The organism is Limosilactobacillus fermentum (assembly GCF_013394085.1).
Lineage (GTDB): Bacteria > Bacillota > Bacilli > Lactobacillales > Lactobacillaceae > Limosilactobacillus > Limosilactobacillus fermentum.
Genome location: NZ_CP040910.1, coordinates 1,207,341 through 1,232,617 on the forward strand (window position 1 = coordinate 1,207,341; position 25,277 = coordinate 1,232,617).

The 25,277-nt window shown below is 52.4% G+C and carries 22 protein-coding genes and 3 pseudogenes; 7 read left to right on the forward strand and 18 right to left on the reverse strand.

Annotated features, from left to right (window positions below; all coding sequences use genetic code 11):
• Positions 1-14 precede the first annotated feature (14 nt).
• The 4 genes from FG166_RS06040 to FG166_RS06055 all read right to left on the reverse strand — a co-directional run bounded on the left by FG166_RS06040 (position 15) and on the right by FG166_RS06055 (position 3,621).
• Positions 15-914: an alpha/beta hydrolase gene (locus tag FG166_RS06040; protein ID WP_003683378.1), complete on the reverse strand. Its 900-nt coding sequence runs from the start codon at positions 912-914 to the stop codon at positions 15-17.
• Positions 907-2,217: a PTS transporter subunit EIIC gene (locus FG166_RS06045; protein ID WP_003683376.1), complete on the reverse strand. Its 1,311-nt coding sequence runs from the start codon at positions 2,215-2,217 to the stop codon at positions 907-909. Before FG166_RS06045 ends, FG166_RS06040 begins: the two co-directional genes overlap by 8 nt.
• A 168-nt stretch (positions 2,218-2,385) precedes the next feature.
• A complete protein-coding gene (gene rpsN, locus FG166_RS06050) occupies positions 2,386-2,655 on the reverse strand; it encodes a 30S ribosomal protein S14 (protein WP_003683374.1) in 270 nt (89 codons plus the stop codon).
• 102 nt (positions 2,656-2,757) lie between these two features.
• Entirely contained in the window at positions 2,758-3,621 is an 864-nt protein-coding gene (locus FG166_RS06055; protein WP_003683372.1) for a metallophosphoesterase family protein, read from the reverse strand.
• A gap of 256 nt (positions 3,622-3,877) precedes the next feature.
• Here FG166_RS06055 and FG166_RS06060 point away from each other — a divergent pair.
• From FG166_RS06060 to FG166_RS06070, 3 genes and pseudogenes are all read left to right on the forward strand, one after another.
• Positions 3,878-5,268 (forward strand): annotated as a pseudogene (locus tag FG166_RS06060) (MFS transporter).
• Between the two features lie 30 nt (positions 5,269-5,298).
• Complete coding sequence (locus FG166_RS06065) at positions 5,299-6,525, forward strand: MFS transporter (RefSeq protein ID WP_035431071.1); 1,227 nt, start codon at positions 5,299-5,301, stop codon at positions 6,523-6,525.
• Positions 6,526-6,688: 163 nt separating this feature from the next.
• Positions 6,689-8,077: a hemolysin family protein gene (locus tag FG166_RS06070; RefSeq protein WP_003683364.1), complete on the forward strand. Its 1,389-nt coding sequence runs from the start codon at positions 6,689-6,691 to the stop codon at positions 8,075-8,077.
• 399 nt (positions 8,078-8,476) lie between these two features.
• On the opposite strand, the gene FG166_RS06075 is transcribed toward FG166_RS06070, so the two are convergent.
• The 8 genes and pseudogenes from FG166_RS06075 to pdhA all read right to left on the reverse strand — a co-directional run bounded on the left by FG166_RS06075 (position 8,477) and on the right by pdhA (position 16,358).
• Positions 8,477-9,163 (reverse strand): substrate-binding domain-containing protein, encoded by a 687-nt coding sequence (locus FG166_RS06075; protein ID WP_260245243.1) that lies wholly within the window; start codon positions 9,161-9,163, stop codon positions 8,477-8,479.
• Positions 9,155-9,241: pseudogene (locus tag FG166_RS09770) on the reverse strand (helix-turn-helix domain-containing protein); the annotation flags it as partial. The pseudogene FG166_RS09770 and the gene FG166_RS06075, both read right to left, overlap by 9 nt.
• Before the next feature lie 103 nt (positions 9,242-9,344).
• The gene (locus FG166_RS06080; RefSeq protein WP_003683358.1) at positions 9,345-10,466 is read right to left on the reverse strand and encodes an SGNH/GDSL hydrolase family protein; all 1,122 of its coding nucleotides are present in this window, start codon (positions 10,464-10,466) and stop codon (positions 9,345-9,347) included.
• A 54-nt stretch (positions 10,467-10,520) separates the two neighbouring features.
• Positions 10,521-11,540 (reverse strand): lipoate--protein ligase, encoded by a 1,020-nt coding sequence (locus tag FG166_RS06085; protein ID WP_003683356.1) that lies wholly within the window; start codon positions 11,538-11,540, stop codon positions 10,521-10,523.
• Between the two features lie 28 nt (positions 11,541-11,568).
• Positions 11,569-12,975, reverse strand: a complete 1,407-nt coding sequence (gene lpdA, locus FG166_RS06090) for a dihydrolipoyl dehydrogenase (protein ID WP_003683354.1) — start codon at positions 12,973-12,975, stop codon at positions 11,569-11,571.
• A 6-nt stretch (positions 12,976-12,981) separates the two neighbouring features.
• On the reverse strand, positions 12,982-14,271 hold the full coding sequence (locus tag FG166_RS06095; RefSeq protein ID WP_003683353.1) for a dihydrolipoamide acetyltransferase family protein: 1,290 nt from the start codon (positions 14,269-14,271) through the stop codon (positions 12,982-12,984).
• A 15-nt stretch (positions 14,272-14,286) separates the two neighbouring features.
• A complete protein-coding gene (locus tag FG166_RS06100) occupies positions 14,287-15,264 on the reverse strand; it encodes an alpha-ketoacid dehydrogenase subunit beta (protein ID WP_003683352.1) in 978 nt (325 codons plus the stop codon).
• Positions 15,265-15,266: 2 nt separating this feature from the next.
• Positions 15,267-16,358 carry a pyruvate dehydrogenase (acetyl-transferring) E1 component subunit alpha gene (gene pdhA / locus FG166_RS06105; RefSeq protein ID WP_003683350.1) on the reverse strand — a complete coding sequence of 364 codons (1,092 nt, stop codon included), beginning with the start codon at positions 16,356-16,358 and terminating at the stop codon, positions 15,267-15,269.
• A gap of 350 nt (positions 16,359-16,708) precedes the next feature.
• On the opposite strand from pdhA, the gene FG166_RS06110 reads away from it, so the two are divergent.
• Positions 16,709-17,029, forward strand: coding sequence for a carboxymuconolactone decarboxylase family protein (locus tag FG166_RS06110; RefSeq protein ID WP_003683349.1), 321 nt, complete (start codon positions 16,709-16,711; stop codon positions 17,027-17,029).
• A gap of 281 nt (positions 17,030-17,310) precedes the next feature.
• On the opposite strand, the gene FG166_RS06115 is transcribed toward FG166_RS06110, so the two are convergent.
• From FG166_RS06115 to thrC, 3 genes and pseudogenes are all read right to left on the reverse strand, one after another.
• Complete coding sequence (locus FG166_RS06115) at positions 17,311-17,637, reverse strand: branched-chain amino acid transporter permease (RefSeq protein WP_003683348.1); 327 nt, start codon at positions 17,635-17,637, stop codon at positions 17,311-17,313.
• A pseudogene (locus FG166_RS06120) lies at positions 17,634-18,324 on the reverse strand (AzlC family ABC transporter permease). Before FG166_RS06120 ends, FG166_RS06115 begins: the two are co-directional and overlap by 4 nt.
• A 7-nt stretch (positions 18,325-18,331) precedes the next feature.
• Positions 18,332-19,840 (reverse strand): threonine synthase, encoded by a 1,509-nt coding sequence (gene thrC, locus FG166_RS06125; RefSeq protein WP_035431068.1) that lies wholly within the window; start codon positions 19,838-19,840, stop codon positions 18,332-18,334.
• Positions 19,841-19,953: 113 nt separating this feature from the next.
• Between thrC and FG166_RS06130 the strand changes: the two genes are divergently transcribed.
• Positions 19,954-21,231 (forward strand): homoserine dehydrogenase, encoded by a 1,278-nt coding sequence (locus tag FG166_RS06130; RefSeq protein WP_003683342.1) that lies wholly within the window; start codon positions 19,954-19,956, stop codon positions 21,229-21,231.
• Positions 21,232-21,240: 9 nt separating this feature from the next.
• The gene (gene thrB / locus FG166_RS06135) at positions 21,241-22,101 is read left to right on the forward strand and encodes a homoserine kinase (protein WP_003683341.1); all 861 of its coding nucleotides are present in this window, start codon (positions 21,241-21,243) and stop codon (positions 22,099-22,101) included.
• Between the two features lie 231 nt (positions 22,102-22,332).
• Here the strand turns inward: thrB and FG166_RS06140 are convergent, their stop codons facing one another.
• On the reverse strand, positions 22,333-22,857 hold the full coding sequence (locus FG166_RS06140; RefSeq protein ID WP_004563200.1) for a GNAT family N-acetyltransferase: 525 nt from the start codon (positions 22,855-22,857) through the stop codon (positions 22,333-22,335).
• Positions 22,858-22,957: 100 nt separating this feature from the next.
• Positions 22,958-23,599: an NAD(P)H-binding protein gene (locus FG166_RS06145; protein WP_003683336.1), complete on the reverse strand. Its 642-nt coding sequence runs from the start codon at positions 23,597-23,599 to the stop codon at positions 22,958-22,960.
• A gap of 122 nt (positions 23,600-23,721) precedes the next feature.
• Between FG166_RS06145 and FG166_RS06150 the strand changes: the two genes are divergently transcribed.
• Positions 23,722-24,378: an HD domain-containing protein gene (locus tag FG166_RS06150; protein ID WP_003683335.1), complete on the forward strand. Its 657-nt coding sequence runs from the start codon at positions 23,722-23,724 to the stop codon at positions 24,376-24,378.
• Here FG166_RS06150 and yaaA read toward each other — a convergent pair.
• Positions 24,375-25,118 carry a peroxide stress protein YaaA gene (yaaA, locus tag FG166_RS06155; RefSeq protein WP_003683333.1) on the reverse strand — a complete coding sequence of 248 codons (744 nt, stop codon included), beginning with the start codon at positions 25,116-25,118 and terminating at the stop codon, positions 24,375-24,377. The two genes, FG166_RS06150 and yaaA, sit on opposite strands and share 4 nt — an antisense overlap.
• Positions 25,119-25,277: the final 159 nt, after the last annotated feature.

Sequence of the window (25,277 nt, forward strand, 5' to 3'; positions counted from 1 at the left end):
ATCCTTTCTCGTGCTTAGTTGCTACTCAACTGGTTTTGCCGGTTACTGCGGTTTTTGCTGCCCGGCCGATTGCCATTTTGGTTCAAGATGTATTCCTTAATCAGGGAAACGATTTGTTGGTTTTGGGGCAGGTCGGAATGTTGGGCATCGTTTCCGGTGACCGTCATCGTCGTATAGTGCTTAACCACCTTTTGGTAGATGTACTTACCAGCTTCCACACTCCCCTCCGGCACCAAGCCGTCGGAGTTGTAGGTCTTCGTTCCCATCACTGATAACACCGTTAGGGAACTGGGGATCCTCTCCCGATCGGCAATCAGGTCACTTAACATTTGAGTTTTATTGGAAACCGAGCTTTCCGAAAAGTTATACGGGGTCCCCAAGGTCATCAAGGTCTTAATCTTGGCCCCGTCAGCTTCGTCGTAATACTTTTCTAACCAGACCGTCCAAATTAACCCCCCGTTAGAGTGACCAAAGGCCTTGAAGTTATTGAACTTATAGGTTTGGACCAGCTGTTCGAAAGCCTCGTTAAACATCTTAGCCTGTTTTTTGATATTGGAGTAACCATCGTGGTTATTTTCAAAGGCTACCACGATGATCGGTTCCGTATCACCGCGCCGAATTTTCCCAGTGTACGTGATCTTGCCGGAATTGTAAACTTCGACTTTTAACAAGGAGTGTTTAGTGGCGCTCCCCTGGTTTAAGAGCTTAACCAGGGTGTCAAAACGATTTTTAGTGGCCGACGAACCAGGAATCATAATTAAGGGGGACAGTTGGGAATTGTGCTGGGCTGCTTTTTCCTTCGTGCTACTCTTAACCCAACTGGTGGTGGGAATCAAAAGGACCACTAGCAACAAGATCCCCACTAACAACACCCACAGGCTCCGCCGTTGCTGACGGTTAGTTAGTTTAAACATCTTTGTGGTCCTCCTTTGCATCGATTTCGCGGATCCGCCCCTCCACGGCCAGGGAAAGCCGAACAAAGGGGATGTAGACCCAAACGTCAAAGGCAAGCAGGGCAAGGGTGAAGAGTAAGGTAACGAAATTACCGTTACTACCAACGTAAGCCACCAACGGCCCCGGCGTCCCATCCGGCACCCAGTAAACCGGGGTCGGGATTAAGTGAATGAAGATGGCAAAGGCCGCAATTAAAATGTTGACCATTGGCAAAAAGACCGCCGGCAAGATGTAGAGCGGATTTAAAAGAACCGGCAAGCCGACCATTAGCCCCGTGTTCCTGTTAAACAGCACCGGTAAGAAGTTGGCCCGCACCATCCGTTGTTCGTTATAACTGTGGGCCACAATCGCCATTGCAAGTAACAGGGCCAACGCGAGCCCGATTCCCCCAAAATTGGCAAAGGAGTTGTAAAGAGAAGAGCCAAGGTAAGGATACGGCACCCCGTATGCGGTGTGGTGCGCCAAGGCGTAATTTAGGTTCGCCATCGCCTCCGTGCTGTCAGTTCCCAGCTGGAAGTTGTAAGAGCCGCTAATCCCTAACCACTCCAGCAAAGTCGTCAGGCAAACCATCAAGAGCTCGAGCCAAAAGGGTGTGTTACCCGAACTCAGACTTTGCATCAACGCCGCCGCTTGGGTGTAAGAAGAATAATAAGACACGAGGTTTAAGACAAAGTTAATCGCTAAAGCGCCAAGCATAATGACTAAGATTGGCCGGGTGTAGGCGGCCACTTGCTCTTCAATGTCGACCGTGTGAATTGGTTGACCGGGTTTGAGCCGGTTCTTTTTCCCTAACCAGCGAAAGATTTGACCGACTAAGTAACCAACGAGTAAGCCCCCTAACAGCGAGCCGTAGCTCATCATGTTCTGATCGAAACTGACCCCGCGGTTGGGCGTGTAGCGTACCGAAAGCAAGAGGCTAGTCACCAACCCAGTAATCCCCGGCACCTGGTCATCAATCTGGTAGAGCTGGGCGGTGTAGCGGGCCGCCCCGTAAGCCGCGTACACCGTTAGCATCTCAATTGTGACCTGTGAGAGGGCTAACAGGGAATACTGCGCCTTGGTTAAGACCACCTTAGGGACCCAATCCCCGATCGATAAAACGTTGTATAAGTATCCATCGTTAGAGAAAAAAACGATGAACAATACCTGGGCGATAATGCCAATTAAGGCTAAGGGGAAGATGACGGCCAGGGTCCGTCGTACCACCCGGATAAAGGAATGTTGGCGATAGCGAACCGTTCGTTTAACAATGGCGTCAATCATAGGGGCTCCTCCGTTCTAATGTATTATCGTTTAAGTATACCACCCCAATAGAAAAAGGGCCGGGAAAGAACGTTTTCCCCAGCCCTTAGTCTATTTTCAAATGTGACAAAAAGGACGGTAGGCAACCACCAATACCGTAGCTATCGATTACGTCCTTCCTAAACGTTACTACCAACTAGCCTTTTTGACACCCGGTAATTGCCCCTTGTGGGCGAGTTCCCGGAAGGTCAGACGAGACATCCCAAACTGACGCATGTAAGCGTGGGGACGACCATCGTACTGATCGCGGTTGTGTAAGCGAACGGGACTTGCATCCCGGGGGAGCTTAGACAAACCGATGTAGTCGCCCGCTTCCTTCAGGGCCGCTCTTTTAGCCGCGTACTTGGCGACCGTCGCCCGTTGGTGTTCTAACTTAGCAATTTTTGATTTTTTAGCCATACTTTCCTCCTAAATTTTAAATTTCACGTCGCTTCAACATACTCATTCACTCGTCAATTCAAATAGTAATTATTACTGTTCACCCCAGAAATTGCAAGTGTTTTACTTCGATTGTTGGATTTCCTTAACAAAGGCCGCGTACTCCTGTGCGTAATGGTGTTCCTCGCTGACCTTGGCCACTAGTTCCTGGTTATGGGTATCGACCCGACCGGAATCAAGTTGGCGCCGGTAGAGCTCCAGGTAAGGGAGGTCATAGTCGCACGCCATTTGCCAATCTTCTTCCTTGTCGTATGCGACGTGACGGTAATTAATCCCGGCGATCCCTTGCTCATCCACTTCTAACAGCATGTACTGCGCCCTGGTATCTGCTTGCAAGTCCCACTGCCGGTTAAAGGGTTCCCCCACAGAGCCCGGGTTTAAGACCAAGCGTTCGTCAGTGGCGTAGCGCATCAGTTCGTGGTGAACGTGAGCGTAAATGGCCACCTGAGCCGTGGTCGCTGCCGTTTGACCGGAGAAGAGCCGGTCAAAGTTTTGCGCCGGGTTAGTCGGGAACAGGTCCTGGCCCATCGCTAGGTCGGGGAGGTTGTGGCTTACCGTGTAGGTGTATTTCCCCACCTGGCGCGTTTGTTGCAGTGGCCACTTCGCCATTTGTTCGACCACCCCTGGTTGTACCCGGCTGGCTACGTACTGGGCCAGGCGGCCAAAGTACAAGCGCGAGGGTTTCGTCGGCGGGATCCGCCCGGCCACCCCGTTAATGACTAGGTCGTCCCAGTTACCACGGACAATTAACGAGGGGTTGATTTGGCAAAAGAGGTCCCAAACCTCGTTGACCCCCGGACCCGGCATTAAAAGATCGCCCACGAACCAGTAGTCCGTTGCCCCTAAGTGCTGGGCATCCTGGTAAACCGCTGCCAAACCCGTTGCTGAGCCGTGGACATCCGAAAAGACCGCTATTTTTTCTCCCATGTCTTGCACCCTTCCTTATCAGTTCTGTGGTTAGGATAACACATTGGTCGTTTTCATACCCAAGAAAAGTGTTAGAATAAAGGGGCATTTACAACAACGGCGATAATATTATGCCTTAGTGGCGTCATAGTATCCTCCGTTATGGGTTCTGGTGGTTCGGCTGCGAACATTACTGGGACCCATCGTGTTTTTTAGGGGTGAAACTGAGCACCCCTGCGGTCCTCAGTAAGTGATGGTTACCGGGGGCTGGCGTTTAATGACCATTAGAAAGGAAATGTTAATGCATACCAAAATTGACCCCAACGTCCGCAAGATGGTAACGATCATCCTTCTTGTTTCAACCTTCATTAGCCTGATGAGCCAGACGATGATGATAACGGCGCTGCCGGTTATTCAACACGACGTTCACCGCTCCCTCAATACCGTTCAATGGCTGACCACGGGCTACACCCTGATGATCGGGGTGATCACACCGCTTTCGTCTAACCTGTACGAGTGCTTCACTAACCACCAGGTCTTCTTGGGTACCCTCGGAACTTTCATCGCCGGCACCTTACTGGGCTGCGTGGCAACCAGTTTTGGGATGCTTTTGGCTGCCCGTTTGATTCAGGCCTGCGCCGGGGGAATGCTGATGTCGTTTCAAATGACCACCATGATCTCGATTTACCCGCCCGAAAAGCGGGGTTCGATCCTCGGCCTCTCTTCCCTGGTAATTGCCGCTGGACCGGCGATTGGTCCGTCCACGGCCGGGCTGATCCTACATTTTTAAACTGGCACTACCTCTTTATTTTGGTGCTCCCCTTCATGGTGTTGGCCTGTGTACTGGGTTACTTCATGTTGCCCAACTACTCAACGCCCCACCCCATTCACATCGACTTCTTTTCGGTGGTCATCTCTTTGATTGGTTCCGCCCTGACCCTAGGTTCTTTGACTACCTTCACCGTCAATTCCGCCCTCGGTTGGGCCATGCTAATCAGCGGGCTGGTAATTTTAACCCTCTTTGTCCGGCGCCAATTACGGCTAACCAACCCAGTCTTAAAGGTTAAGATTATGACCTACCCCTCCTTTTGTTTAATGACGATCGTCGGGATTTTGGCCTTCATGGTCCTTTTGAGTACCGAACAACTCCTGCCAATCTACGCCGAAAACGTCCGCCACACCGGCTCCTTTATTTCCGGGATGATCCTGCTCCCCGGCGCCATTTGCAACGCCATCACCGCCTTTTTTGCCGGCAAGCTTTATGACCAGTACGGTCCCAAGTGGTTAATCACCACGGGGGGGCTGTTGATTCTCTTGGCCTCCATCCCACTGGTGACGATCTCAACTCGTTCTTCGTTACTGACCCTCACCCTCGCTTACACGGTCCGGATGATCGGCAACGCCCTGGTCTTTTCACCAGCCCTTTCCGAAGCCTTCCGCGCCCTTTCTAAGCGGGAGAACAGCCACGGGTCGGCCTTAAACAACACCCTACGCCAATCATTTGGGGCGGTGGCCGTTACCATGTGCGTAGTGATCGCCGACATCCCCGCCTCCCTGGTTGCCGGGATCAAGCTCGCCATGTGGGTGACTGTATTATTAGCCGTTTTGATGTTACTTGTCTTTTGGTCTTACCTGGCCTACCAAAAACGCCAGGCCACCACTTTATAACCACTTTCTAAGGAGATGAACCTGAGTATCATGGATACTAACGTCACCAGCGAACACCTACCAAGGGGCTGGCACAAAACCTTTTATACCCTCTGGATTGGCAGCTTTATTACCGGGATGGGCTATTCGATGACCATGCCCTTTATCTCCCTGTTCATCAACGAACTGGGACATTTCTCCCGCCTGCAGCTCAACCTTTATTCCGGACTCGCCTTTGCGATGACCTTTATTTCCCAGGCAATTGTTTCCCCATATTGGGGTTCGTTAGCCGATCGCAAGGGCCGCAAACTAATGTGCATGCGGGCGTCGGGTGTGATGGCGATCACCATCTTTTTAACCGGTTTGTCAACCAACGTTTGGATGATCATCGTCCTGCGCTTTTTACAGGGGGCCTTTTCTGGTTACATCAACAACGCCACGGCGCTGATGGCCGGTGAAACACCCCACTCTAAGTCCGGTTGGGTAATGGCCGCCATGATGACGGCCGGGGTGACCGGTAATCTCGTTGGGCCGCTGCTCGGGGGGACCCTGTCGGGATGGTTTGGCTACCGAATCCCCTTTTTCATCACCGGTTTTTTGATGCTCGTCGTCTTCTTTGCAACCTGGTTCATCACCAAGGAACAGTTCACCCCCATCACTAAGCAGGCCCTCAAGCCAATGGGCGAACTGATGCACAAAATCCCGAACGTGAAGCTGATCGTGGTCATGTTTATCACCACCATGATCGTTCAATCCTCGGTGATGTCAATCGACCCAATTGTCTCCTTGTACGTCAAGGAACTGATGCACAACCAGGGTAACATTGCCTTCGTGGCCGGGGTGGTGGCGGCCACCCCGGGGATGGGGACCTTGGTGGCCGCCTCCAAGGTCGGCCACACGATGGACCGCATCGGGCCCTTGAAGGTCCTCATCTGGGGACTTTTAATCGCCACCCTGCTGTTCGTGCCAATGATCTTTACTAAGTCCCCGTGGCACCTGGCCTTTTGGCGTTTCTTGTTGGGGTTAGCCAACGCCGCCCTCTTACCGGCGGCCCAAACGATCCTGACCCTCGACGTCCCCCAAGAAGCCTTTGGGCGGGTCTTCTCGTACAACCAGAGCTTCCAAGCCGCCGGTTCCGTACTTGGTTCGGTCATGGGTTCAATGATTTCTGGGGTATATTCTTACTCGGCGGTATTTGCCGTTACCGGGTTCACCTTGCTGGTTAACCTAGGGCTGGTGCTCCTCTTTCGGGGTAAGAAAACCACCCCAACTGATTAAAATGACGAAGCTGAGATAGGCGCGGACTTCCCTCAGCTTTTTAATTTCCGCAGGCTAGACAGAAAATACGGAAAATCACTTTACTTTCTTTCCCTTCCCGGCCTTGAATTGCTATAATTGCTCTTAACATTGATTAATTTGGAAAGGATGATTTTTTTAATCCATGGAAACAGAAAGTACCAGCCCCGCAATATTGGTGATCATCGTCGCCATCCTCGCCTTGGCAGCGTTGTTCACCCTTCTCGAATACTCCCTGATTAAGGTTCGGCCAACCGAACTGAGGACCATGAAGCAGACCCGCAAAATTAAGCGGGCCTTGCACATGTTGGATCACCTAACGGAATACCTCTCCACCGCCCAAGTTGGGATCACTTTGACCTCCCTGATCTTAGGGTGGATCGGGGAAGGCTACATCACGGCTTTGATCATCAAGTGGCACCTGTTGCCAACCGCCGTGGCCAACGACCTATCTTCAGTCATCGGGATCTTGGTCTTTACCTTTCTTCACGCCGTTTTCACCGACCTGGTGCCAAAAAACATTGCCATTGACAAACCCGTCAATATTCTCCTGGCCATCGTTCACCCGATCATGTTCTTCCACGTCGTCTTCTTCCCACTGGTGTGGATCTTTGACCGCTCAGCGGCCGCCATTACGCGCTTGCTCGGCTTTTCGATTCACCCCGATGAAGACATCTACACCCAAAACGAAATTGTCTCCCTCTCCCAGGAATCTGAGAAGGCCGGCGAACTCGACCGGGCCGACGTTTTATTCATGGAACGGGCCTTTAAGATGAACGACAAGGTGGCCGGCGACATCATGGTCGACCGGACCCAGTTAACGGTGATCGACGTCACCGAAACGATCGATGACGCCGCCCACCTCTACTTTGAAAAGAAGTACACCCGCTTCCCGGTCGTGGCCAATCACGATAAGGACCACATCTTAGGTTACATCTTCTCTTACGACATCATGCGCCAAAACCAGATCAACCCGGAAGAATCAATCCGGGCCATCGTGCGGCGCTTGCCAATCGCCTATGAAAATCAGCCGATCACCGACGTTTTACAGATAATGATCAAAAAGCAGGTTCCAATGGTCATTGTGCAAGATGAGTACGGGGGAACCTCTGGGATCGTGACCGACAAGGACATCTACGAAGAACTCTTCGGGACGATCGGCGAAGAAATCGATCACGTCCAAGCCGACATGATCGAAAAGACCCAGCCCGATTCCCAAGGAAACCCCACCTTTAAGGTTTCCGGAAAAATGCCACTGGATGATTTCATGCGCTACTTCAAGATTTCCATTCCCCAGTTCGAACAGACCCAAGTGTCAACTTTGACCGGCTTTTTCCTGGAGCAACAGTACGACTTGAAGGTGGGTCAACCAATCCGGGTGGAAAACTTCTCCTTTACCCCCCTCGACTTGGAAAACGCCTACGTCAACGAATTTCGGGTAACCGTTATTAAGACCAAAGCCAAGGCTAAGGCTACTAAGTCAGCTCACCAGGGCAAAGCCCCCGTGCCGACCAGTAGCGGTGCCAAGGGTTAATTAAGCTAAGAAAGTCGCCGACGCCGTGTGCGCCGGCGGTTTTTTATTTCCGAACAATCATAATCGATCACTATTTATTATTCATCCTTTCTTTATTTTTACTTGCCAGCGTGCCCAATTCATGACATAATACTTGCGATACGAAATAAAGGACGCCAGAGAGCGCCCATTTTGGAGGAATTGAATATGGAACAGACAGGGACACGCCAAGCTAACACCATGACCACTAACGAAAAGTGGGTTATGGCTTCAACAGCAGCTGGTTTTTCGCTCGAGAACATGGATATCATGTTTAAGAGTATTGATATATCAACGTTTTAAGTTGGTTAGTGTCCCAATAGTGTCCCAGTAAAGCTAAAAAGGTCCTGCTTAACTGCAGGGCCTTTTTATAAATTATCTTTAAGCCATTGTACGGGCCGACAAGATCGTGTTCTTGCGCCAAGCGAGTAGGTGCCCACTCGTTTTCTGGGGTGAAAAGGGCACAAAGGCGAGGTCGTCGTCTTTGTACATTTCGTAAACGCCCCGGATTCCTAGGTGGTAATAGTGGTGGTTAACCACCAAGTCCCTGGAGACCATTGGTAAGTTGATAGTGATCAGAATGTTAAGCTTGGTCTGATCGAGCTTCAAAACGTCGCTAACTGAGTCGCGCATGATCCCCCGCCGCCCCACAATCAACGGCAGGTCATACAAATCCTCCCTGGTTAATACATCGCGGCGGGTCAGCGGATCATCTTTTTTCATGATGATCCCCCATTCTTCACGTACCGGCAGGCGCATGTAATTGTACTTAGCGGCTTCGACTGGTTCCACCAAGGCGACAATGTCTTCAGCTCCCTGATCTAAGCGCTCCCGGAGGCTGTCGCCATCACCATCGAAGAGGGCAAACTGAACCCCCGGATACCGGTCCCGGAACTTGGCCACCATTTCCATCATGAAACCTCCAACCCCGGTTTCGACCACACCGAGGTTAATCGTCCCGGTTAAATCGGTTCCCTGCTGGTGAAGCTCATTTCCCGCCTGCTCCAACAGGGCCAACATCATGGAAGCCCGCTGGCGAAAGAGCACGCCGGCCTGGTTTAAGTGCATTTGCCGACGCTGACGGTCAAACAGGGGAACCCCTAATTCCTCTTCTAAGTCCATGATTTGGCGGGAAAGGGTCGGTTGAGTAACGTGGAGCTATTCGGCCGCCCGGGTAATGTTATTGGTCTCGGCGACCTTCAAAAAGTATCGTAATACGCGCGTATCCATGCTTCACTTCCTAACTAGTTTAGTTATTCATCAGGGCACCCTTAATTCGCGGCCAGAGTAGTTCGGCAAGGTGTCGTCCCCCGGTAGGACTAAGGTGAAGGTGGTCACCAAAGTCATTTTCCGGGGCGAGCACGGTGGCGTGAGGTGCGGTCAGCTGTGGCGCGGTATCGACTACCCAAGGTTGACTCCCCAGCCACTGATTAAGGGTGCGCCGCTTTTGGTCCACCTCTTTTTCACCCGGTTGAAAGAGGGTTGGCTCCCCTGCCAAGCGCAAGGGAGCAAGGGTGGGCACGATCAACTCCTGACCATGAGCCGCCAACCCGCTTTTTAAGTTGGTGAAAGCTTGGACTAAGCTTTCGACACTCGGAATTGGCTCGTCCCCTCCCGGATTATCGACCGGCAAGAGGAGATCGTTCCCCCCAATCGAGGCAACCGTTAACTTGGCCGATACGGTTACCAAGTCTGCCAAGCGGTCAACCAAAGCGGGGCCAAAGGTTTTCTCCGGCAACTGATTGGTTGGGGCCGCAAGCGCTAGCCGGTTGCCGGAAATCCCCGTCATCCGCCAAGTAACGGAATTCGGGAAGTCACGTTGGCTAAGGGTAAACAGGCCCGCTGCCAACATCCCCGTTTCAACCAGTGAATCTCCGGTTAGGTTGACCACGGTCGCTGGTTGGGTCGGTTGGGTCTCGAGCCCGGCGAATGAGAACCAGGACTTACGGACCCGCCAGCGGTCGTTTAGCCGCGGCACCTTGCCGGCTTGACGCGCCACCCCGGCGTTAACCCAACTCGGTTCAAAGGTGCAAGTGTAATCATAATAGGTTTGAGGTCGCTCGGCAACCATCAACACGTACACTGGCCGCCCCGCCTCAACTTGAAAGTCAACCGGTGTGGTGGCGAGGGTTTGTCCCGGTTGAATGGTCACCGCCCCAACTTCCGTCGCCCCCGCCATGGTCGGTTGATTAGCAATGGCCACCCGTTCAAAAGTCAGCGGCGCCTTTCCATAATGATTTGTCATCATTAAGCGGGTTGTTTCCCCACTCAAAAAAGGGGTCACCTTCACGAGCTGACTCAACTGTGGGTAGCTAAAGGGGTAGGCACTAAAATCGTGCGGGACTTGGTAGTATGCGCTTTGCCATTCCATCGTTCTTCCTCCTATGTACAGATAAGGGGGACCACCAAGGTGGCCCCCCTTATCTTATTCTTGCTTGGAAAGTAGTTCAATCACTTGGGTTGCATCTTCACCAGCGAAGTACTTATTCAAATCAAGCTGCTGGAGCTTTTCTTTGATCGCTGATGGCGTGTAGGCTACCCCTTGGAGGGCTTCTTCAACTTCGTGAACGTCACCGGTACCAAAGAAGTCACCGTAGATCTTCAGGTTAGCGATCTTCCCTTCTTCAACTAGGAAGCGCGCATCAATTGTTCCGGAGTCAAAGTGCCGCCGCTTTTGAATGGTAAAGTCCGGGGACTTCCCGTAAACCCAATCCCAGTTCTTGTAAAGACGACCCTCAATTTCATCAATTGCTTGGTTATCTTCTGCCGTCAGTTCGTACTCGTTAACCTGGGCATCCTCAATCTTATCGACCTTCCAAATCCGCTTGATTAACTCATCGCGGAACTGTTGGGTGGTTAAGTTTTGGAATTCCGGCTTCAAGTAAGGCATGATGTTGGTTACCCGTGAGCGAACTGACTTAATTCCCTTTGATTCAATCTTGTCCTTTGGGACCGACAAGGCGTCCGCAACCACATCCGTATTGACGTTGTACATCAGTGTGCCGTGGCAGAAGGTTTTACCACCACGGGTGTACATGGCGTTACCAGAGAACTTCTTACCATCAATGACGATGTCGTTACGCCCCGTCGCCATCGCTCCGGTGGCCCCCATGTCGTGGAGGGCGTCCACAACGGGCTGCACGAGTTGCTTGAAGTCACCGAAGCGAACTTCATCGGCCGGGACGATAAAGGAGAAGCACATGTTCCCCATGTCTTGATACATCGCTCCACCACCGGAGAGGCGGCGGGTGATGGTAACTCCGTGTTCTTCACAATATTCCTGGTTAATTTCTTCCAGGGTATTTTGGTTGCGACCAACAATGATACATGAGTCCTCAATGTAAAAGAGCATGAACGGAGGAGTCATTTGGTCACTGTTCATCAGGTACTGTTCGGTTGCTAAGTTGCGCCGAATGTCGTTCGACTTCATCGCTAGGTATTGCATCGTATCTACTTCCTCACATATGAATCAATTAGATGTTAGTTGGGAAGCCAAGGGCCACGTCAGCTGCGTCCATTACGGCTTCAGACAGGGATGGGTGTGGGTGGATCGTCAGAGCGATGTCTTCCACGGTGCTCCCGGATTCGATGGCCAGCGTCAATTCACTGATCATGTCGGAGGCACTGTCCCCAATAATTTGGGCACCCACAATTACGCCGCTGTCCTTTAAGGAAACCAGGCGAACGAAACCATCAGTTGCCTTCTTAGAAGTTGCCCGCCCGTTTGCGGAGAATGGGAACCTGGAAGCCTTAACGTCTAAGCCTTGTTCCTTTGCTTGAGCGGCCGTTAAACCGGTCGTCGCAATTTCAGGGTCCACGTAACATACGGCTGGCATTGCCCGGTAGTCAACCACTGAGGATTGCCCGGCAATCGCTTCAGCAGCAATCTTACCTTCGTAGGAAGCCTTGTGTGCCAAGGCAGCCCCGGCAACGATGTCACCAATGGCAAAGATATCTTCCTTGTTGGTCCGACCTTGAGCGTCAACCTTGATCAGGCCGCGGTCAGTCGTTTCAATCCCAACTTGTTCCAGACCCATGTCCTTGGTGTTTGGCTTCCGACCAACTGCTACGGCAACGTAATCAGCCTTGATCGTGTTCACCTTACCGTCTTGTTCGTAGGAGACTTCAACGGCGTCGCCAGTATCCTTAGCTTCCTTAGCCATGGCCTTAGTAATGACCGTGACACCCAGTTCCTTGAACTTCTTTTCGGTAATCTTAACTAAGTCCTTTTCGTAGGCATTTAAGATTGAGTCGGTCCCTTCGAGGATCGTAACGTGAGTCCCGAAGCGAGCGTACGCGCCGGCTAATTCACTACCGATGTAACCCCCACCGATGATAACCAGTTCCTTTGGTAATTCCTTTAATTCCAGAACCCCAGTGGAATCGATCACTCGGCCACCAAACTTGAAGCCAGGAATTTCAATCGGGTGAGAACCAGTCGCGATAATCAGGTGCTTGAAGGTGTAAGTTTGGGCGTTTTCGCCGTCAATTACCCGTAAGCTGTGGTCGGTCTTTAAGAAGGCCACCCCGTGAATCACATCAATCTTGTTCTTCTTGAAGAGGTAGGAAACCCCGTTGGTCATCTTGTTAACGACGCCGGCACGGAATTCTTGTACCTTAGCCCAGTCTAACTTAACGTCGGATGCGGAAATTCCTTCGTCTTCGTTTTCGAGGGCCGTCCGGTAGTTTTCAGAAACTTGGATCAGCGCCTTGGACGGGATACAACCAACGTTTAAGCAGACCCCACCTAAAGTGTTTTCCTTTTCGATCACGGCCACCTTTTGGCCCAGTTCAGCAGCGTGGATGGCTGCCACGTACCCACCAGGGCCGGAACCGATGACAATCGTGTCTAAATCAATTGCGTAATCACCAACAACCATGACTAATTATCCCTCCATTAACAGTAATTCTGGGTCACCAAGCAGTTCCTTCATCCGGTTCATTGCCCGTTGAGCGGTTGCCCCGTCGATTACCCGGTGGTCAACAGTCAGGGAAAGCTTCAGCACCTTAGCTGGTTCGATGTGGTCGTCCACAACGATCGGTTCTTGGGAGATCTTCCCCATCCCGATGATGGCAACTTCTGGCCAGTTAACGATTGGCGTGAAGTGACCCCCACCAATGGAACCAATGTTAGTAATCGTCATCCCAGTGTTACTCATGTCAGCAGCACTGAGCTTGCCGTCCTTAGCCTTAGCGGTGTTTTCGCTAATAGCGTCAGCAATACCGAAGAGGCTCAAACGGTCAGCGTGCTTAACGTTCGGAACAAAGAGACCGTTGTCGGTGTCAGTGGCGATCCCAACGTTAATGTAGTCACGGTAGTTAATTTGCTTGTTTTCCATGTCAACCTTGGAGTTGAAGACAGGGAATTCGCGCATAATCACTGCTAAAGCCTTGGTCATGTAAGCCATGAAGGTCAGGTGAGTCCCGCGGTCAGCAGCCAGTTGCTTGAACTTCTTGCGGTGGTCCCAAAGCTTGTCAACAACCACGTCGTCAAAGACAGTGATCATTGGGATTTGGTCCTTAGCAGTCGTCATTTCCTTAGCAGTGGCCTTGCGAATTTTGCTCATCTTTTCAGCATGTTCTGGCCAACCTTCTGCGGCAGCCGGAGCTGGGGCAGCAGCAACTGGTGCTGGTGCCGGAGCTTCGGTAGCGGCTGGGGCTTCAGTAGCAGCCGGAGCAGCGCCGTTGAAGGCGTCAACGTCAGCCTTCAAGATTTGACCGTGACGGCCAGTCCCCGTAACTTGGTGTAAGTCAACGCCCTTTTCACGAGCGTACTTAAGAACGGCTGGCATCGCCAGAACCGGAACGGAGTGGTCTGCTTCAGCAGGAGCAGCACCCGCAGCGGCTGGAGCGGCCGGAGCAGGCGTTGCAGCAGGTGCTTCTTCAGCGGCCGGAGCTTCAGCGGCACCGTCGTCTTCAACGTTACCTTCACCGTCGGCAACTTCGATTTCAACCAGTGGGTCACCGAGTTCTGCTGTTTCGTCTTCTTGAACTAAAATCTTCGTAATCGTACCATCAACCGGTGACGGAAGATCTTCTGAGGACTTGTCGTTTTCGATGTTAACCAGGTCAGCATCCTTTGCGATGTGGTCACCTTCCTTAACGTGCCACTCGCCGACAGTCCCTTCGACCATCCCTTCACCAAGTTCTGGTAACTTGAATTGGTATTTACTCATTTCAGATCCACCTCACTAGAAATTAACGGTCTTCTTAACAGCGGCGATGATGTCGTCCTTGTTTGGAAGCCAAGCACCTTCGGCGTCACTGCATGGGTAAGGGGTATCCGGTGCGGAAACACGGGCAATCGGTGCTTCCAGGGAAAGGATTGCGTCTTCTGCAATCAAGGCAGCAACGGAGCCCATTACACCAGCTTGCTTTTGTGCTTCTTGAACCAGAACCACACGACCGGTCTTCTTAACTTCGTTTAAGATCGTTTCTTCGTCAAGTGGGGAAACAGTACGAAGGTCAAGAACTTCGGCGTTGATGCCTTCCTTAGCCAGGTCTTCAGCGGCGTTTAAGCTTTCGCGAACCATGTAACCGTAGGAAATGATGGTAACGTCAGAACCTTCACGCTTAACGGCAGCCTTGTCCAACGGAACAGTGTATGATTCGTCCGGAACTTCTTGACGGAAGGAACGGTAAACCCGCATGTGTTCCAGGAAGAAGACTGGGTCATCGGAACGAATGGAGGAAGCAAGGAGCCCCTTAGCGTCGTACGGGTCAGAAGGAATAACTACCCGCAGACCAGGAACTTGGGCCACTAACCCTTCCAGGTTGTCGGAGTGCAGTTCGATGGCGTGAACACCACCACCAAATGGTGAACGGATGGTGATCGGAGCCTTACGAGAACCTGCGTGACGGAAGCGTTGACGAGCCATTTGACCAGCAATTTCGTCAAAGGCTTCCATGATGAAGCCCATGAATTGGATTTCTGGAACTGGGCGCCAACCTTGGGTGGCAAGCCCGTTAGCTAAACCGATGATCCCGGATTCAGCTAATGGAGTATCGAAGACACGCTTGTCGCCGTACTTAGCTTGGAGGCCTTCAGTGGCACGGAAAACCCCACCGTTGTTACCAACGTCTTCACCAAAGACAAGAACTTTTTCGTCACGAGCTAATTCTTCATCGAGGGCGTCCGTGACCGCCTTAATCATCGTAATCTTAGCCATGATTATTTGGCCTCCTTTTCTTTGTACTCATCGATTTCACGTTGAATAGCACCTGGAGTGTCGACAAATTCGAACTTCAAGAAGTCAGATGCCTTTTGAGCTGGTTGGCTTTCAACTTCCTTGATAGCGTCGTCGATTTCCTTAGCCACTTCAGCGTTGTAGGCTTCTTCCTTGGCGTCGTCCCAAAGACCCTTGTCAGTCAGGAACTTACGCATCCGAACCAGTGGGTCCTTTGCGTGCCATTCGTCTTCTTCTTCCTTGGTCCGGTAACGGGTTGGGTCGTCACCAGAAAGGGTGTGTGGTCCGTAACGGTAAGTCAGCGTTTCGATGATCACTGGACCATTACCTTCAACGGCGTAGTCACGTGCTTGCTTAGCAGCAGCATAAACCGCCAGGGCGTCCATCCCGTCAACTACGATGGAAGGAATTCCGGCAGCCACACCCTTTTGAGCCAGGGTTGGAGCAGCGGTTTGCAGCTTCCGTGGAACGGAGATAGCGTAACCGTTGTTTTGAACAAAGAAGACAGCCGGTGCTTGGTAAGCCCCTGCGAAGTTAATCCCTTCGTAGAAGTCACCCTGCGAAGTACCACCGTCACCAGTGTAGGTGTAGGCAACCTTCTTGTCGCCGTTGAGCTTGATCCCAAGGGCAACCCCAGCAGTTTGAGCGTATTGAGCACCAATGATGATTTGTGGTGGCAAAGCGTTCAATTCTTCTGGGTAGTCGTTAGCGTTGTAGTGACCCTTAGACCACATGAAGCCCTTAGCTAAGGACAGACCGTGCTTGATCAATTGTGGGACGTCACGATATGCACCCAAGAGGAAGTCGTCCTTGGTCATCGCGAAGTTGGAACCCATTTGGCTGGCTTCTTCCCCGGCAGTTGGGGCGAAGAAACCTAACCGGCCTTGACGGCTAAGCTTAGCAGTTTGGTCACCAACTAATCGGGACCAAATCATTTGCTTAAACAGATCTACCAATTGATCATCGGTTAGGTCTGGCATTAAGTCCTCATTGACAACCTTGCCATCAGTACCGAGGACCTGAAGAACCTCGTACTCAGGGTTGTGCTTAAGGCTTTCAAAGTCTAACTTTTTCATTATAGTGCCCTCCTTAAAGTAAAAAGGATAATTAAGTTACCGCTTACATTGCCTATTATACACGCTTTTCATTTATCGTAAACATTGTTCATCGTTGAGCGAGCGATCGAGAAAGCCGTTACATTAGGCTTTAATCCCCATCTGTGAAATCGTTTAAAAATTTTTACTAAAACTCACTGTTTTTTAACTATTGATTTGAGTGAAAATTGTCCAATTAATTGCTAATAATCAACCATTGCTAAGAATCAATAATGCACTTTGGGTATTAACTATCCCTCTAAGAAGGTATTTAACTTTTCAAATTGGCTTCTTTATAATGGTATTAACGATCTGGAGAAAGGATGATTTAAATGGCTAAAAAGCAAACCGCTGGCCGCGACCAGCTGGGGGAATTCGCCCCGAAATTCGCGGAATTAAACGATGATGTCTTATTCGGGCAGGTTTGGGCCCGGGAAAAGGAACTTTCCTTGCGGGACCGGTCCTTTCTAACGGTCACCGCCTTGATCACCAAGGGGGCCTTTGAACAGCTCCCCTACCACATGCAAACGGCCAAGGCCAACGGTATTACTAAAGAAGAGATCGCCGAAATGATTACCCAACTCGCCTTTTACGTTGGTTGGCCAAACGCTTGGTCCGCTTTTAACATTGCCAAAGAGGTTTGGGGCGACTAGTCTTGTTCATTAATAGGTGCGCACCCCTACGGCCAGTCTTAAAGGTGTGGCTGTGGTGGTCGATTGCCTTAGCTTAATCAGAAAACGTAAAAAAGAGGCTGAGAGAAAACCGTGTTTTCTCCCAGCCTCTTGCTGTATTCACGAATATTAGACAGAAAATGTGGAAAATAACCGCAGGTCTAGTGTCTAAGCAGGCCGAAGAACGGTGCGTTCCGCACCAACTGTTCGTCCAATCTTACATACGACCTGCCAAGGAGGTTATTTCCCACCCACCTTGTCGTCTAAAAGACAAAGTTGACCATTAGAATGTAGGCGGTGGTGCCGATAATCATTGAAGCAAACAGGGACCGCCACTTCAGGTGGACTAAAATCGTAATCGTGCAAGCAATCAAATCCGGCCAACCATGGTTGCCAGACAACCAAGTAACGTTACGTAGGCAGTAAACCACCAGCATTACCATAATGGCGCCGGGTAAAAACTCCCCTAGTCCTTGGATATAGCGTGGCGTTTGATTGCCCCGTTGAAAGAGGCGAAAGGGCACCACCCTAGTCAAGAAGTTAGCACTAGCGGCGAACGCGATTGTTAACAATTGCTGAACTAAACTCATTTCATCGTCCTCCGCCGGTACAAAATAGTGAATTCAACGACTAATAGTAGCAGGGTCACCAAGAGAAAGTAAGTTGACCCCACCAGCGTTAAGCATCCCGAGACCCGACACCGAGCTAACGTGGCTCTTTTCTTTGAGGATCTGGTCGAGAGCGAGGACCAAAAAGAGGGCGGTCATGGCAAAGTCGAGGCCCTTAATTTGGATGGCCAAAATGCTCCCCAGGGTGCCACCTAACCAGGTACCAAACACCCAGTAAAAGTAATCGAGTGCCGCCACCATCGTATACACCCGTTGGTGATCCACGTCATCACCCAACCGAAGCTGGTAGTTAACGACAAAGGTCTCATCGGTTAAAGAAAAAATCTGAAAGAACTTTTGGAAACCGTGCCCCTTGTACTTACCCAACATGGCAATTGAGTAGAAAAACTGGCGAAAGCCCACCACCAGGGTAATCACCAGGACGGTCAGGGGGTTAAAGGCCTGGGTTAACATGTTGGCGATCACAAATTCGACCGAGCCACCGTAAATCGTTAGCGCCATCAGGGTTGGTACCCACCAGGAAAAGCCGAGGCTGTGGGTGTAGAGACCATACCCCAATCCTAAGACGATGTAACCGAGCATCACCGGGGCCGAAGCCGTTAGGGCAATCTGCCATTCGTGCCGCCTACTTGAAACTTGTTCTTCCATTAAGCAATCATTCCTTTTGCTCACTCGTTAAGCCGAGCCGTTTTTCAATTAGTTGGGCCATCTCACTTGGTTCCACCCGCTGTTCTGAGCGTTGGTCCCCTTCAAACAGGGCCTTGACCCCCGGGCTTAACTCCTCACCTAAGAATTCGTTGAGCCCTTGAATTGCTTGCAGCCCGCGCGCCGCCGTTTCCTTTCCCGTTACCGCCGGGTAGACCGTTTCGGCAAACTTGTAGGGGCTAGCGGTGGCGACCACCACCATCGGGGTGTTATCCCCCGTCCGTTCTTTATATCGGTGCGCCACCACCGAACCCACGGCCGTGTGGGGGTCAATGACGTAGTCAGCTGCCAAATAGATCCGTCGAATCTCTTCGCTAATTTCTTCTTCACTGGCCCAATCAGCGACAAAGTCTTGGTGCAGACGCTTTAAAACTTCGTCGGTAACTTGATATTCGCCCGTTTGGTTCAATTCCTTCATTAAGGAAGCCACCGCCCCTGCCTCTTGGTCATACAGGTCAAACAAGAGGCGCTCTAAGTTACTGGAAACTAGGATGTCCATTGCCGGGGCCGTGGTGAGGTGGAAGGGGCGGCGCCGGTCATAGTGGCCGGTCGCAAAAAAGTCGGTCAGGACCCGGTTTTGGTTGGAGGCGCACAGGAGCTTGTTGATCGGCAGCCCTAATTTTTTAGCGTAGTAACCGGCGAGGATATCCCCAAAGTTCCCGGTTGGCACGGCAAAGTTAACCGGGGCGCCGAGTTCAACTTCCCCGCGCTTGACCAACTGGCCATAAGCGGTGAAGTAATAAGTAAGCTGGGGAATCAGCCGGCCAATGTTCATCGAGTTCGCCGACGAAAAGCGGTCGCCCGCCTGGGCTAACCGAGCGGCAAATTCTTGGTCGTTAAAGATCTTTTTAACCTCGGTTTGGGCGTCATCGAAATTGCCGGCCACCGCTACGGCCGCCAGGTTATCCCCCTTCATCGCTAGCATTTGACGCAGTTGGACTGGGCTCACCCCACCGTCCGGGTAAAAAACAACTACTTGGGTCCCGGTAACGTCACTAAAGCCCCGCATCGCCGCCGAGCCAGTGTCACCGGAAGTGGCCGTCAAAATGATGATTTGTTTATCATCACCGGTCACCGTGACCGCCTCCTTCATCAACCGGGGAAGGGCTTGTAAGGCAACGTCCTTAAAAGCCAGCGTTGGGCCGTGGAAGAGTTCTAAGTAATAATTCCCCGCCACCCGCTCGCTTAGGGGTGCAATCTGGGAATCATCCCACTGCTCACCATAGGCCCCCCGGACAATTGCTTGACGGCTCGCCAGCGAAAAGTCGTCAAAAAACCAGCCCCAAATGGTGGTGGCGACCTCTTGATAGGGGGCGTTAACGAGGGCCCCCAGGTCGTAGTCTGGTTGGGGAAACGACTGGGGCACAAAGAGGCCCCCGTCCGGGGCTAACCCCTGTAAAATCGCCTCGGGCGCCGTCATTTGCTTAGCCGCTTGGTCGCGGGTGCTTCGGTATTGCATGTGATCTCCCTCCCGTATAAAAAATGATCTCATAAATTTTTTCTATTGTAGCCTAATTTACGCCCGTGTTACAATCACTAAAATGAAAAAAAGATTAAAGAGAGGTGGAGTTAATGAGAGAAATCAAAGTTGGCTTACTGGGGCTCGGCACGGTCGGGTCCGGAGTGTTAAAAATGATTCAAGAAAACGGGGATAAAATTACGAACGTCACCGGACAGCGGATCACCGTGAAAACGGCGCTGGTCCGTAATCCGGCCAAGCACGAGGCCGTGGCCGACTCGGTTACCTTAACGACCGACTTCGCCGAGATCTTAAATGACGAGGAAATCGACATCGCCGTTGAATTACTGGGCGGGTTGCACCCGGCTGAAGAATACATCACCGCCCTTTTAAAACAGCACAAGCACGTCGTTACCGCCAACAAGGATTTAATCGCCGCCGTTGGTCCCCGCTTGGCCCAGTTGGCTCACGATAACCACTGCGACCTAATGTATGAGGCCAGCGTGGCCGGGGGGATCCCAATCCTGCGCACGATTGCCAATAGTTTTTCGGCCGACCAGATCTTGGAGGTCAAGGGGATCGTCAACGGGACGACCAACTACATCCTCACCCAAATGGCTAAGCAGGGGCTCGATTACGATACTGCCCTCAAACAGGCCCAGGAGCTCGGCTTTGCCGAGGCTGACCCGACCAACGACGTTAAGGGAAAGGACGCCGCCTTTAAGATGGTCATCTTGAGCCACTTTGCCTTCGGGACCGAGGTCGCCGTCGATGAGTTAGAAATCGTTGGGATCGATCAATTGACCAAAGAAGACGTCGCCCAAGCATCAAAGCTCGGCTACGTTGTCAAGCTGGTTGGGTTAGCCAAGGTGGTCAACCACGGTCTCTTCGTCGAGGTGGCGCCCACTTTGGTCAACCAGTCCCACCCACTGGCTTCAATTAACAACGAAAACAACGCCGTGATGGTGACGGGCCAAGCGGTCGGCGACACCCTCTTTTACGGGCCCGGTGCCGGGGGCTTACCCACCGCTAACAGCGTCTTGAGCGACATTACCTCCACCACCAAAAACCTGGTGTTAAAGACGACTGGGAACTCCTTTAATAACTTCGCCCAGGAGTTAGGCCCCGCCGACCCCAAGGCGGTTAGTTTCCCTTACTACCTGTCCTTGAAGATGCCGGACGTGCCGGGGCAAATGCAGCAGCTAGCCGGCTTGATGACCCAGGTGGGCGCTAGCTTCCAGCAGCTGGTGCAAACCGCCGCCCACCAGGGGCACGCCCACGTGGTCGTGATCACCCACGCCATTAACCAGGCCCAACTGGCCCAACTTAAGGAACTGCTTGACCAGTCACCAACCCTGTCCTTACAGGCGGCCTACAAGGTTTTAGATTAGGAGGCGGCCATGCAGATTATTGTTCCCGCATCCAGTGCTAACTTAGGCCCTGGGTTTGATTCAATCGGCGTCGCCCTGTCGCTTCTTTTAACCGTCGACGTCCTCGGGCCGGCCACTAGCTGGCAAGTCGACCACCAACTGGCCGACTTGCCCCACGACGAGAGTAACCTGATCGTTCAAACCGCCCGTCAGCTTGTACCCGACCTCACACCACACCACCTCGCCGTGCAAAGTGACATCCCGGTGGCCCACGGCCTGGGTTCCAGTTCCAGTGCGATCGTCGCCGGGATCGAGTTGGCCAACCAACTAGGGGCGTTGCACCTGTCAAACGAACAAAAGGTGGCCTTCGCCTGCCAACTGGAGGGGCACCCCGACAACGTCGCCCCCACCATCTTGGGCGGATTGGTGATCGGCACTGAAGTTAACGGTGGGTTTGCAGCCGTCAAAGCACCCCTACCGCCCTATTTATTTGCCGCCTACATTCCCGCCTATAACGTTAAGACCAAGGAGGCCCGGGCCGCCCTACCAACGACCCTCCCCTTCAAGGAGGCGGTGGCGGCCAGTGCCACGGCCAACACCCTCGTCGCGGCCCTATTTACCGGTGACTACCAACTGGTCGGGCAACTGATCGAACAGGATCGCTTCCACGAGCAAGCCCGGGCCCACCTGGTCCCCGAGCTAACCCAACTGCGGGAGCTCGGCCACCGGTGTGGGGCCCTGGCTACCTACCTCAGCGGGGCCGGGCCGACCGTGATGACCCTGCTCAAAGAAGCCGACTTCCCCGCCTTTCAGGCCGCCATTACCCAGGCGGGCTTGCCGGGACGGCTGGTTCCCTTAACCCCCCATCCAACGGGGGTCACCGTTAGCTAACGATCCGAATGCAAAAAAGGAGGCTGGGAGAAAACCGTGTTTTCTCCCAGCCTCCTGCTGTATTCACAAATATTAGACAGAAAATGTGGCAAATAACCGCAGGCCTAGTGTCTAAGCAGGCCGAAGAACGGTGCGTGCCGCACCAACCGTTCGTCCTAGCTTAGTCATACGACCTGCCGAGGAGGTTATTTCCCACCCACCTTTTGGATTGTAGTACTAAGGTCACTGTGCCTACCCTTGGGTTAATAATTCGTAGACGTAGGAATTTTCTTCCGGCCGGTAAACCCCAAATAAGGTTCCCACCCGGGTAAAGCCGTTCTTTTCAATCAGGTGCTGCATCGGCACGTTGTCTTCGTGGGTGTCGATCCGCAGCGACAGGATGTCTGGCCGGTTTTGCTTGATGTAGTCAATCACGTTGTTAAACAAACCGGACGCGTAGCCTTTGCCGGCGTGAGCGGAGTGGATGGCAACCCGGTGGATCACCAGGTACTGGTCCGTGTTGAGCTGCCACTTCCCGTCCATGGCATCGTACACGGGATCCGGGGCCGGAACGATTGAAAAGGCGCCCACCGTTTCGTGATCGTCGGAGTGAACTAGGTAAGCAACCCCCTTGTTGATGTCTTCTTCAACTTGCTTGGGATTAGGGTAGTCGCCTTGCCACTGGTCAATTCCCCGTTCGGCCAGTTGGTTGCGGCCGTCCTTTAAAATTTCAATGACCCGGTCAAGGTCGTCCATCGTTGCCTTCGTCAAGTGCATGCTGGAACCTTCTTTCATTCTAAATTTTAAGATAACGTCTACCACATTAGCATATTTGTTACCGAAAATTCAAACCAAACGATTGGCGCCGCTTACATGCCTAGCAAGTCTTGAGGGCTTCTTCGATCGGTGTCGAACCGTTTTTAATGATGAAGACTTTCTTGACAGTCGCCGGTTCAGCCAGAGCGGCCACAATGGTATGTGCCACGTCGGGGATTGCGTTGCTGTCACTTTGGGCGGGGTTAAGTTCAATCTTCCCCGTCCCCGGTTCTTCCGTTAAGATCCCAGCCTGAACTAGGGTGTAATCTAAGCCTGATTCATCGACCAGCCACTTGTCGGCAAAGTAGCGGGCGATGTTGTAATCAGTGATGTCCCTCAAGGTCTTTACCTTCCCCCACATCGCTTGGTCCATTGAATAGGCCGAACTGAGCATGACGAAGCGTTTGATCCCGGCTAAGTTGGCGGCCTGCATTAACTTCACCGCCCCGTTGAGGTCAACCTGTAAAAGATTTTTCCCCCGCGAGCCGGCGGTAAAGACGATTGCGTCCACGCCGGTCAGCAACTTGGCCATTTGGTCGGGAAGCCAGGTAAAGTCAAATGCGACCGGGGTAATCAACTCCCCCTTTGGTAAGCGATCGAGCTTGCGGCCAGCGGCTAAGACTTCTTGACCAGCAGCGGCTAGTTGTTTAACGACCTCTTGGCCAACCCGGCCAGTTGCTCCAGCGACAAAAATTTTACTCATTCAAATCACCCTTTCTAGTTTTATCTATCTTACCGCCCTTTGCCCACCGCTTCCAAACGAAAGCCCTTGCGTCCGCACACGCAAGGGCTTAAGGTGAGAGTATCAATTTTCAGGAGGTTCTCATGGACTCACAAGCACAACTAATGGCAATCGCCAAGTTTGCCAAACAAAAACTGGGGCAAGATAAGAGCGGTCACGGCTTTGACCACCTAAGCCGGGTGGTTAAGATGGCCCGCCGGATTGCCACCGCAATGGATCAGGATCCCTTTGTTCCGGTGGTGGCCGCCTACTTACACGACACGATCGATGATAAGCTAGTCGATAACGTCGACGCCGCTAAAGAAGAGGTCGCCACCTTTTTGACTGGGCTGGGCCTTACAGCAGACCAGGTTGAACTAATCATGTCGATCATCAGCCAGATGTCCTTTGCTAGCACCTTAGACGGTAACCGTCCCGCCCTGCCCCTGGCCGGCCAAATCGTTCAGGACGCCGACTGGCTCGACGCCATCGGGGCGATCGGGATCACCCGGGCAATTTATTACGGCGGCAAGCACCACCAAGTCATTTACGACCCGGCCATGCCCCCGCGGGAAAACCTGACTAAGGACGAATACCGTAACTTGGACCACGAAACGATCATCAACCACTTCCACGAAAAACTTCTCAAGTTAGCCGGGATGCTCAACACCCCGGTCGCCAAAGAAATCGCTGCGCACCGCCAGCAAGTGATGATCGACTTTTTGGCTGAGTTTGATGCCGAGTGGCAAGCCCAACGCTAGTCTTTGACGAAGACGTACTCCGCTTCCGTCGAAAGGTCCGCTCGGTAGCGGTAGCCGCCGACCGTGAAGGCCTTAATGGTGGCTAAGGTAGGTTCGTTTTCTAAGGCTAGGTATCGGACCAGCGACCCCCGGGCCTTCTTAGCCGCGGTCGCTTGTTGAACCAGGCGGCCGTTTTTTTCTTGCTTAAACAAAACGGTTACCCACCGGTCAGCGGGGGTGAGGTAGGGGGTGATCGCCTTGCTGTATTCCTTTGAGGCCAGGTTAACCACTAGGTCACCGCTCGCAAAGAGTGCTTGGTAAAGGCGGGCACCCCAATATTGGTAGAGGTTCTTGGCACCGGCAATTTCGCCCTTAGCCCCCATTTCTAGTCGGTAGGGCAAGATGCCGTCGAAGGCCCCTAAGAGCCCGTACAGCCCGGACAAGATGTATAAGCGTTGCCCAAGGTTTTGCAAACCCCGGTCGGTCAACACTCCCGCCCCTAGTGATTGGTATTGAATTCCCGCGTAAGCAAAGACAGCCGGGGTCCCGACCCGCTTTAAATCGAAGGCCTGCACCCGGGCGACGTTTTCCCGGGCCAGCTTATCGCTGCACCGCCAGAGTTCTTGTAACTCGGCGGGGGTGCGCGACTTTAAATCCGCCATCAACTCCGTCACCTGGTCGGGAAAGCGGATGGGGGTTGGGCTAACCAGTGGTTCGTCATCGCTAACCATTTGCTTAGCCGGTGAGATGATCATCTTCATTTTGCTCCTCCGATCTGAAAGGTGGGTGGGAAATAACCTTCTCGGCAGGTCGTATGACTAAGCTGGGATGAACGGTTGGTGCGGTACGCACCGTTCTTCGGCCTGCTTGGACACTAGACCTGCGGTTATTTGCCACATTTTCTGTCTAACATTCGTGAA

Excerpts from the sequence above, each read along its gene's own strand:
- thrC (WP_035431068.1), bottom strand. The coding sequence starts at position 19,840 with ATGCAATACCGAAGCACCCGCGACCAAGCGGCTAAGCAAATGACGGCG.
- rpsN (WP_003683374.1), bottom strand. The coding sequence starts at position 2,655 with ATGGCTAAAAAATCAAAAATTGCTAAGTTAGAACACCAACGGGCGACG.
- FG166_RS06070 (WP_003683364.1), top strand. The coding sequence starts at position 6,689 with ATGGAAACAGAAAGTACCAGCCCCGCAATATTGGTGATCATCGTCGCC.
- FG166_RS06115 (WP_003683348.1), bottom strand. The coding sequence starts at position 17,637 with ATGAGTTTAGTTCAGCAATTGTTAACAATCGCGTTCGCCGCTAGTGCT.
- lpdA (WP_003683354.1), bottom strand. The coding sequence starts at position 12,975 with ATGGTTGTTGGTGATTACGCAATTGATTTAGACACGATTGTCATCGGT.
- FG166_RS06045 (WP_003683376.1), bottom strand. The coding sequence starts at position 2,217 with ATGATTGACGCCATTGTTAAACGAACGGTTCGCTATCGCCAACATTCC.
- FG166_RS06040 (WP_003683378.1), bottom strand. The coding sequence starts at position 914 with ATGTTTAAACTAACTAACCGTCAGCAACGGCGGAGCCTGTGGGTGTTG.
- FG166_RS06150 (WP_003683335.1), top strand. The coding sequence starts at position 23,722 with ATGGACTCACAAGCACAACTAATGGCAATCGCCAAGTTTGCCAAACAA.
- FG166_RS06085 (WP_003683356.1), bottom strand. The coding sequence starts at position 11,540 with ATGCAATACCTAGCGATGAAGTCGAACGACATTCGGCGCAACTTAGCA.
- yaaA (WP_003683333.1), bottom strand. The coding sequence starts at position 25,118 with ATGAAGATGATCATCTCACCGGCTAAGCAAATGGTTAGCGATGACGAA.
- FG166_RS06095 (WP_003683353.1), bottom strand. The coding sequence starts at position 14,271 with ATGAGTAAATACCAATTCAAGTTACCAGAACTTGGTGAAGGGATGGTC.
- FG166_RS06080 (WP_003683358.1), bottom strand. The coding sequence starts at position 10,466 with ATGGAATGGCAAAGCGCATACTACCAAGTCCCGCACGATTTTAGTGCC.
- FG166_RS06110 (WP_003683349.1), top strand. The coding sequence starts at position 16,709 with ATGGCTAAAAAGCAAACCGCTGGCCGCGACCAGCTGGGGGAATTCGCC.
- FG166_RS06145 (WP_003683336.1), bottom strand. The coding sequence starts at position 23,599 with ATGAGTAAAATTTTTGTCGCTGGAGCAACTGGCCGGGTTGGCCAAGAG.
- pdhA (WP_003683350.1), bottom strand. The coding sequence starts at position 16,358 with ATGAAAAAGTTAGACTTTGAAAGCCTTAAGCACAACCCTGAGTACGAG.
- FG166_RS06055 (WP_003683372.1), bottom strand. The coding sequence starts at position 3,621 with ATGGGAGAAAAAATAGCGGTCTTTTCGGATGTCCACGGCTCAGCAACG.
- FG166_RS06130 (WP_003683342.1), top strand. The coding sequence starts at position 19,954 with ATGAGAGAAATCAAAGTTGGCTTACTGGGGCTCGGCACGGTCGGGTCC.
- FG166_RS06100 (WP_003683352.1), bottom strand. The coding sequence starts at position 15,264 with ATGGCTAAGATTACGATGATTAAGGCGGTCACGGACGCCCTCGATGAA.
- FG166_RS06075 (WP_260245243.1), bottom strand. The coding sequence starts at position 9,163 with ATGCACTTAAACCAGGCCGGCGTGCTCTTTCGCCAGCGGGCTTCCATG.
- FG166_RS06065 (WP_035431071.1), top strand. The coding sequence starts at position 5,299 with ATGGATACTAACGTCACCAGCGAACACCTACCAAGGGGCTGGCACAAA.
- FG166_RS06140 (WP_004563200.1), bottom strand. The coding sequence starts at position 22,857 with ATGCACTTGACGAAGGCAACGATGGACGACCTTGACCGGGTCATTGAA.
- thrB (WP_003683341.1), top strand. The coding sequence starts at position 21,241 with ATGCAGATTATTGTTCCCGCATCCAGTGCTAACTTAGGCCCTGGGTTT.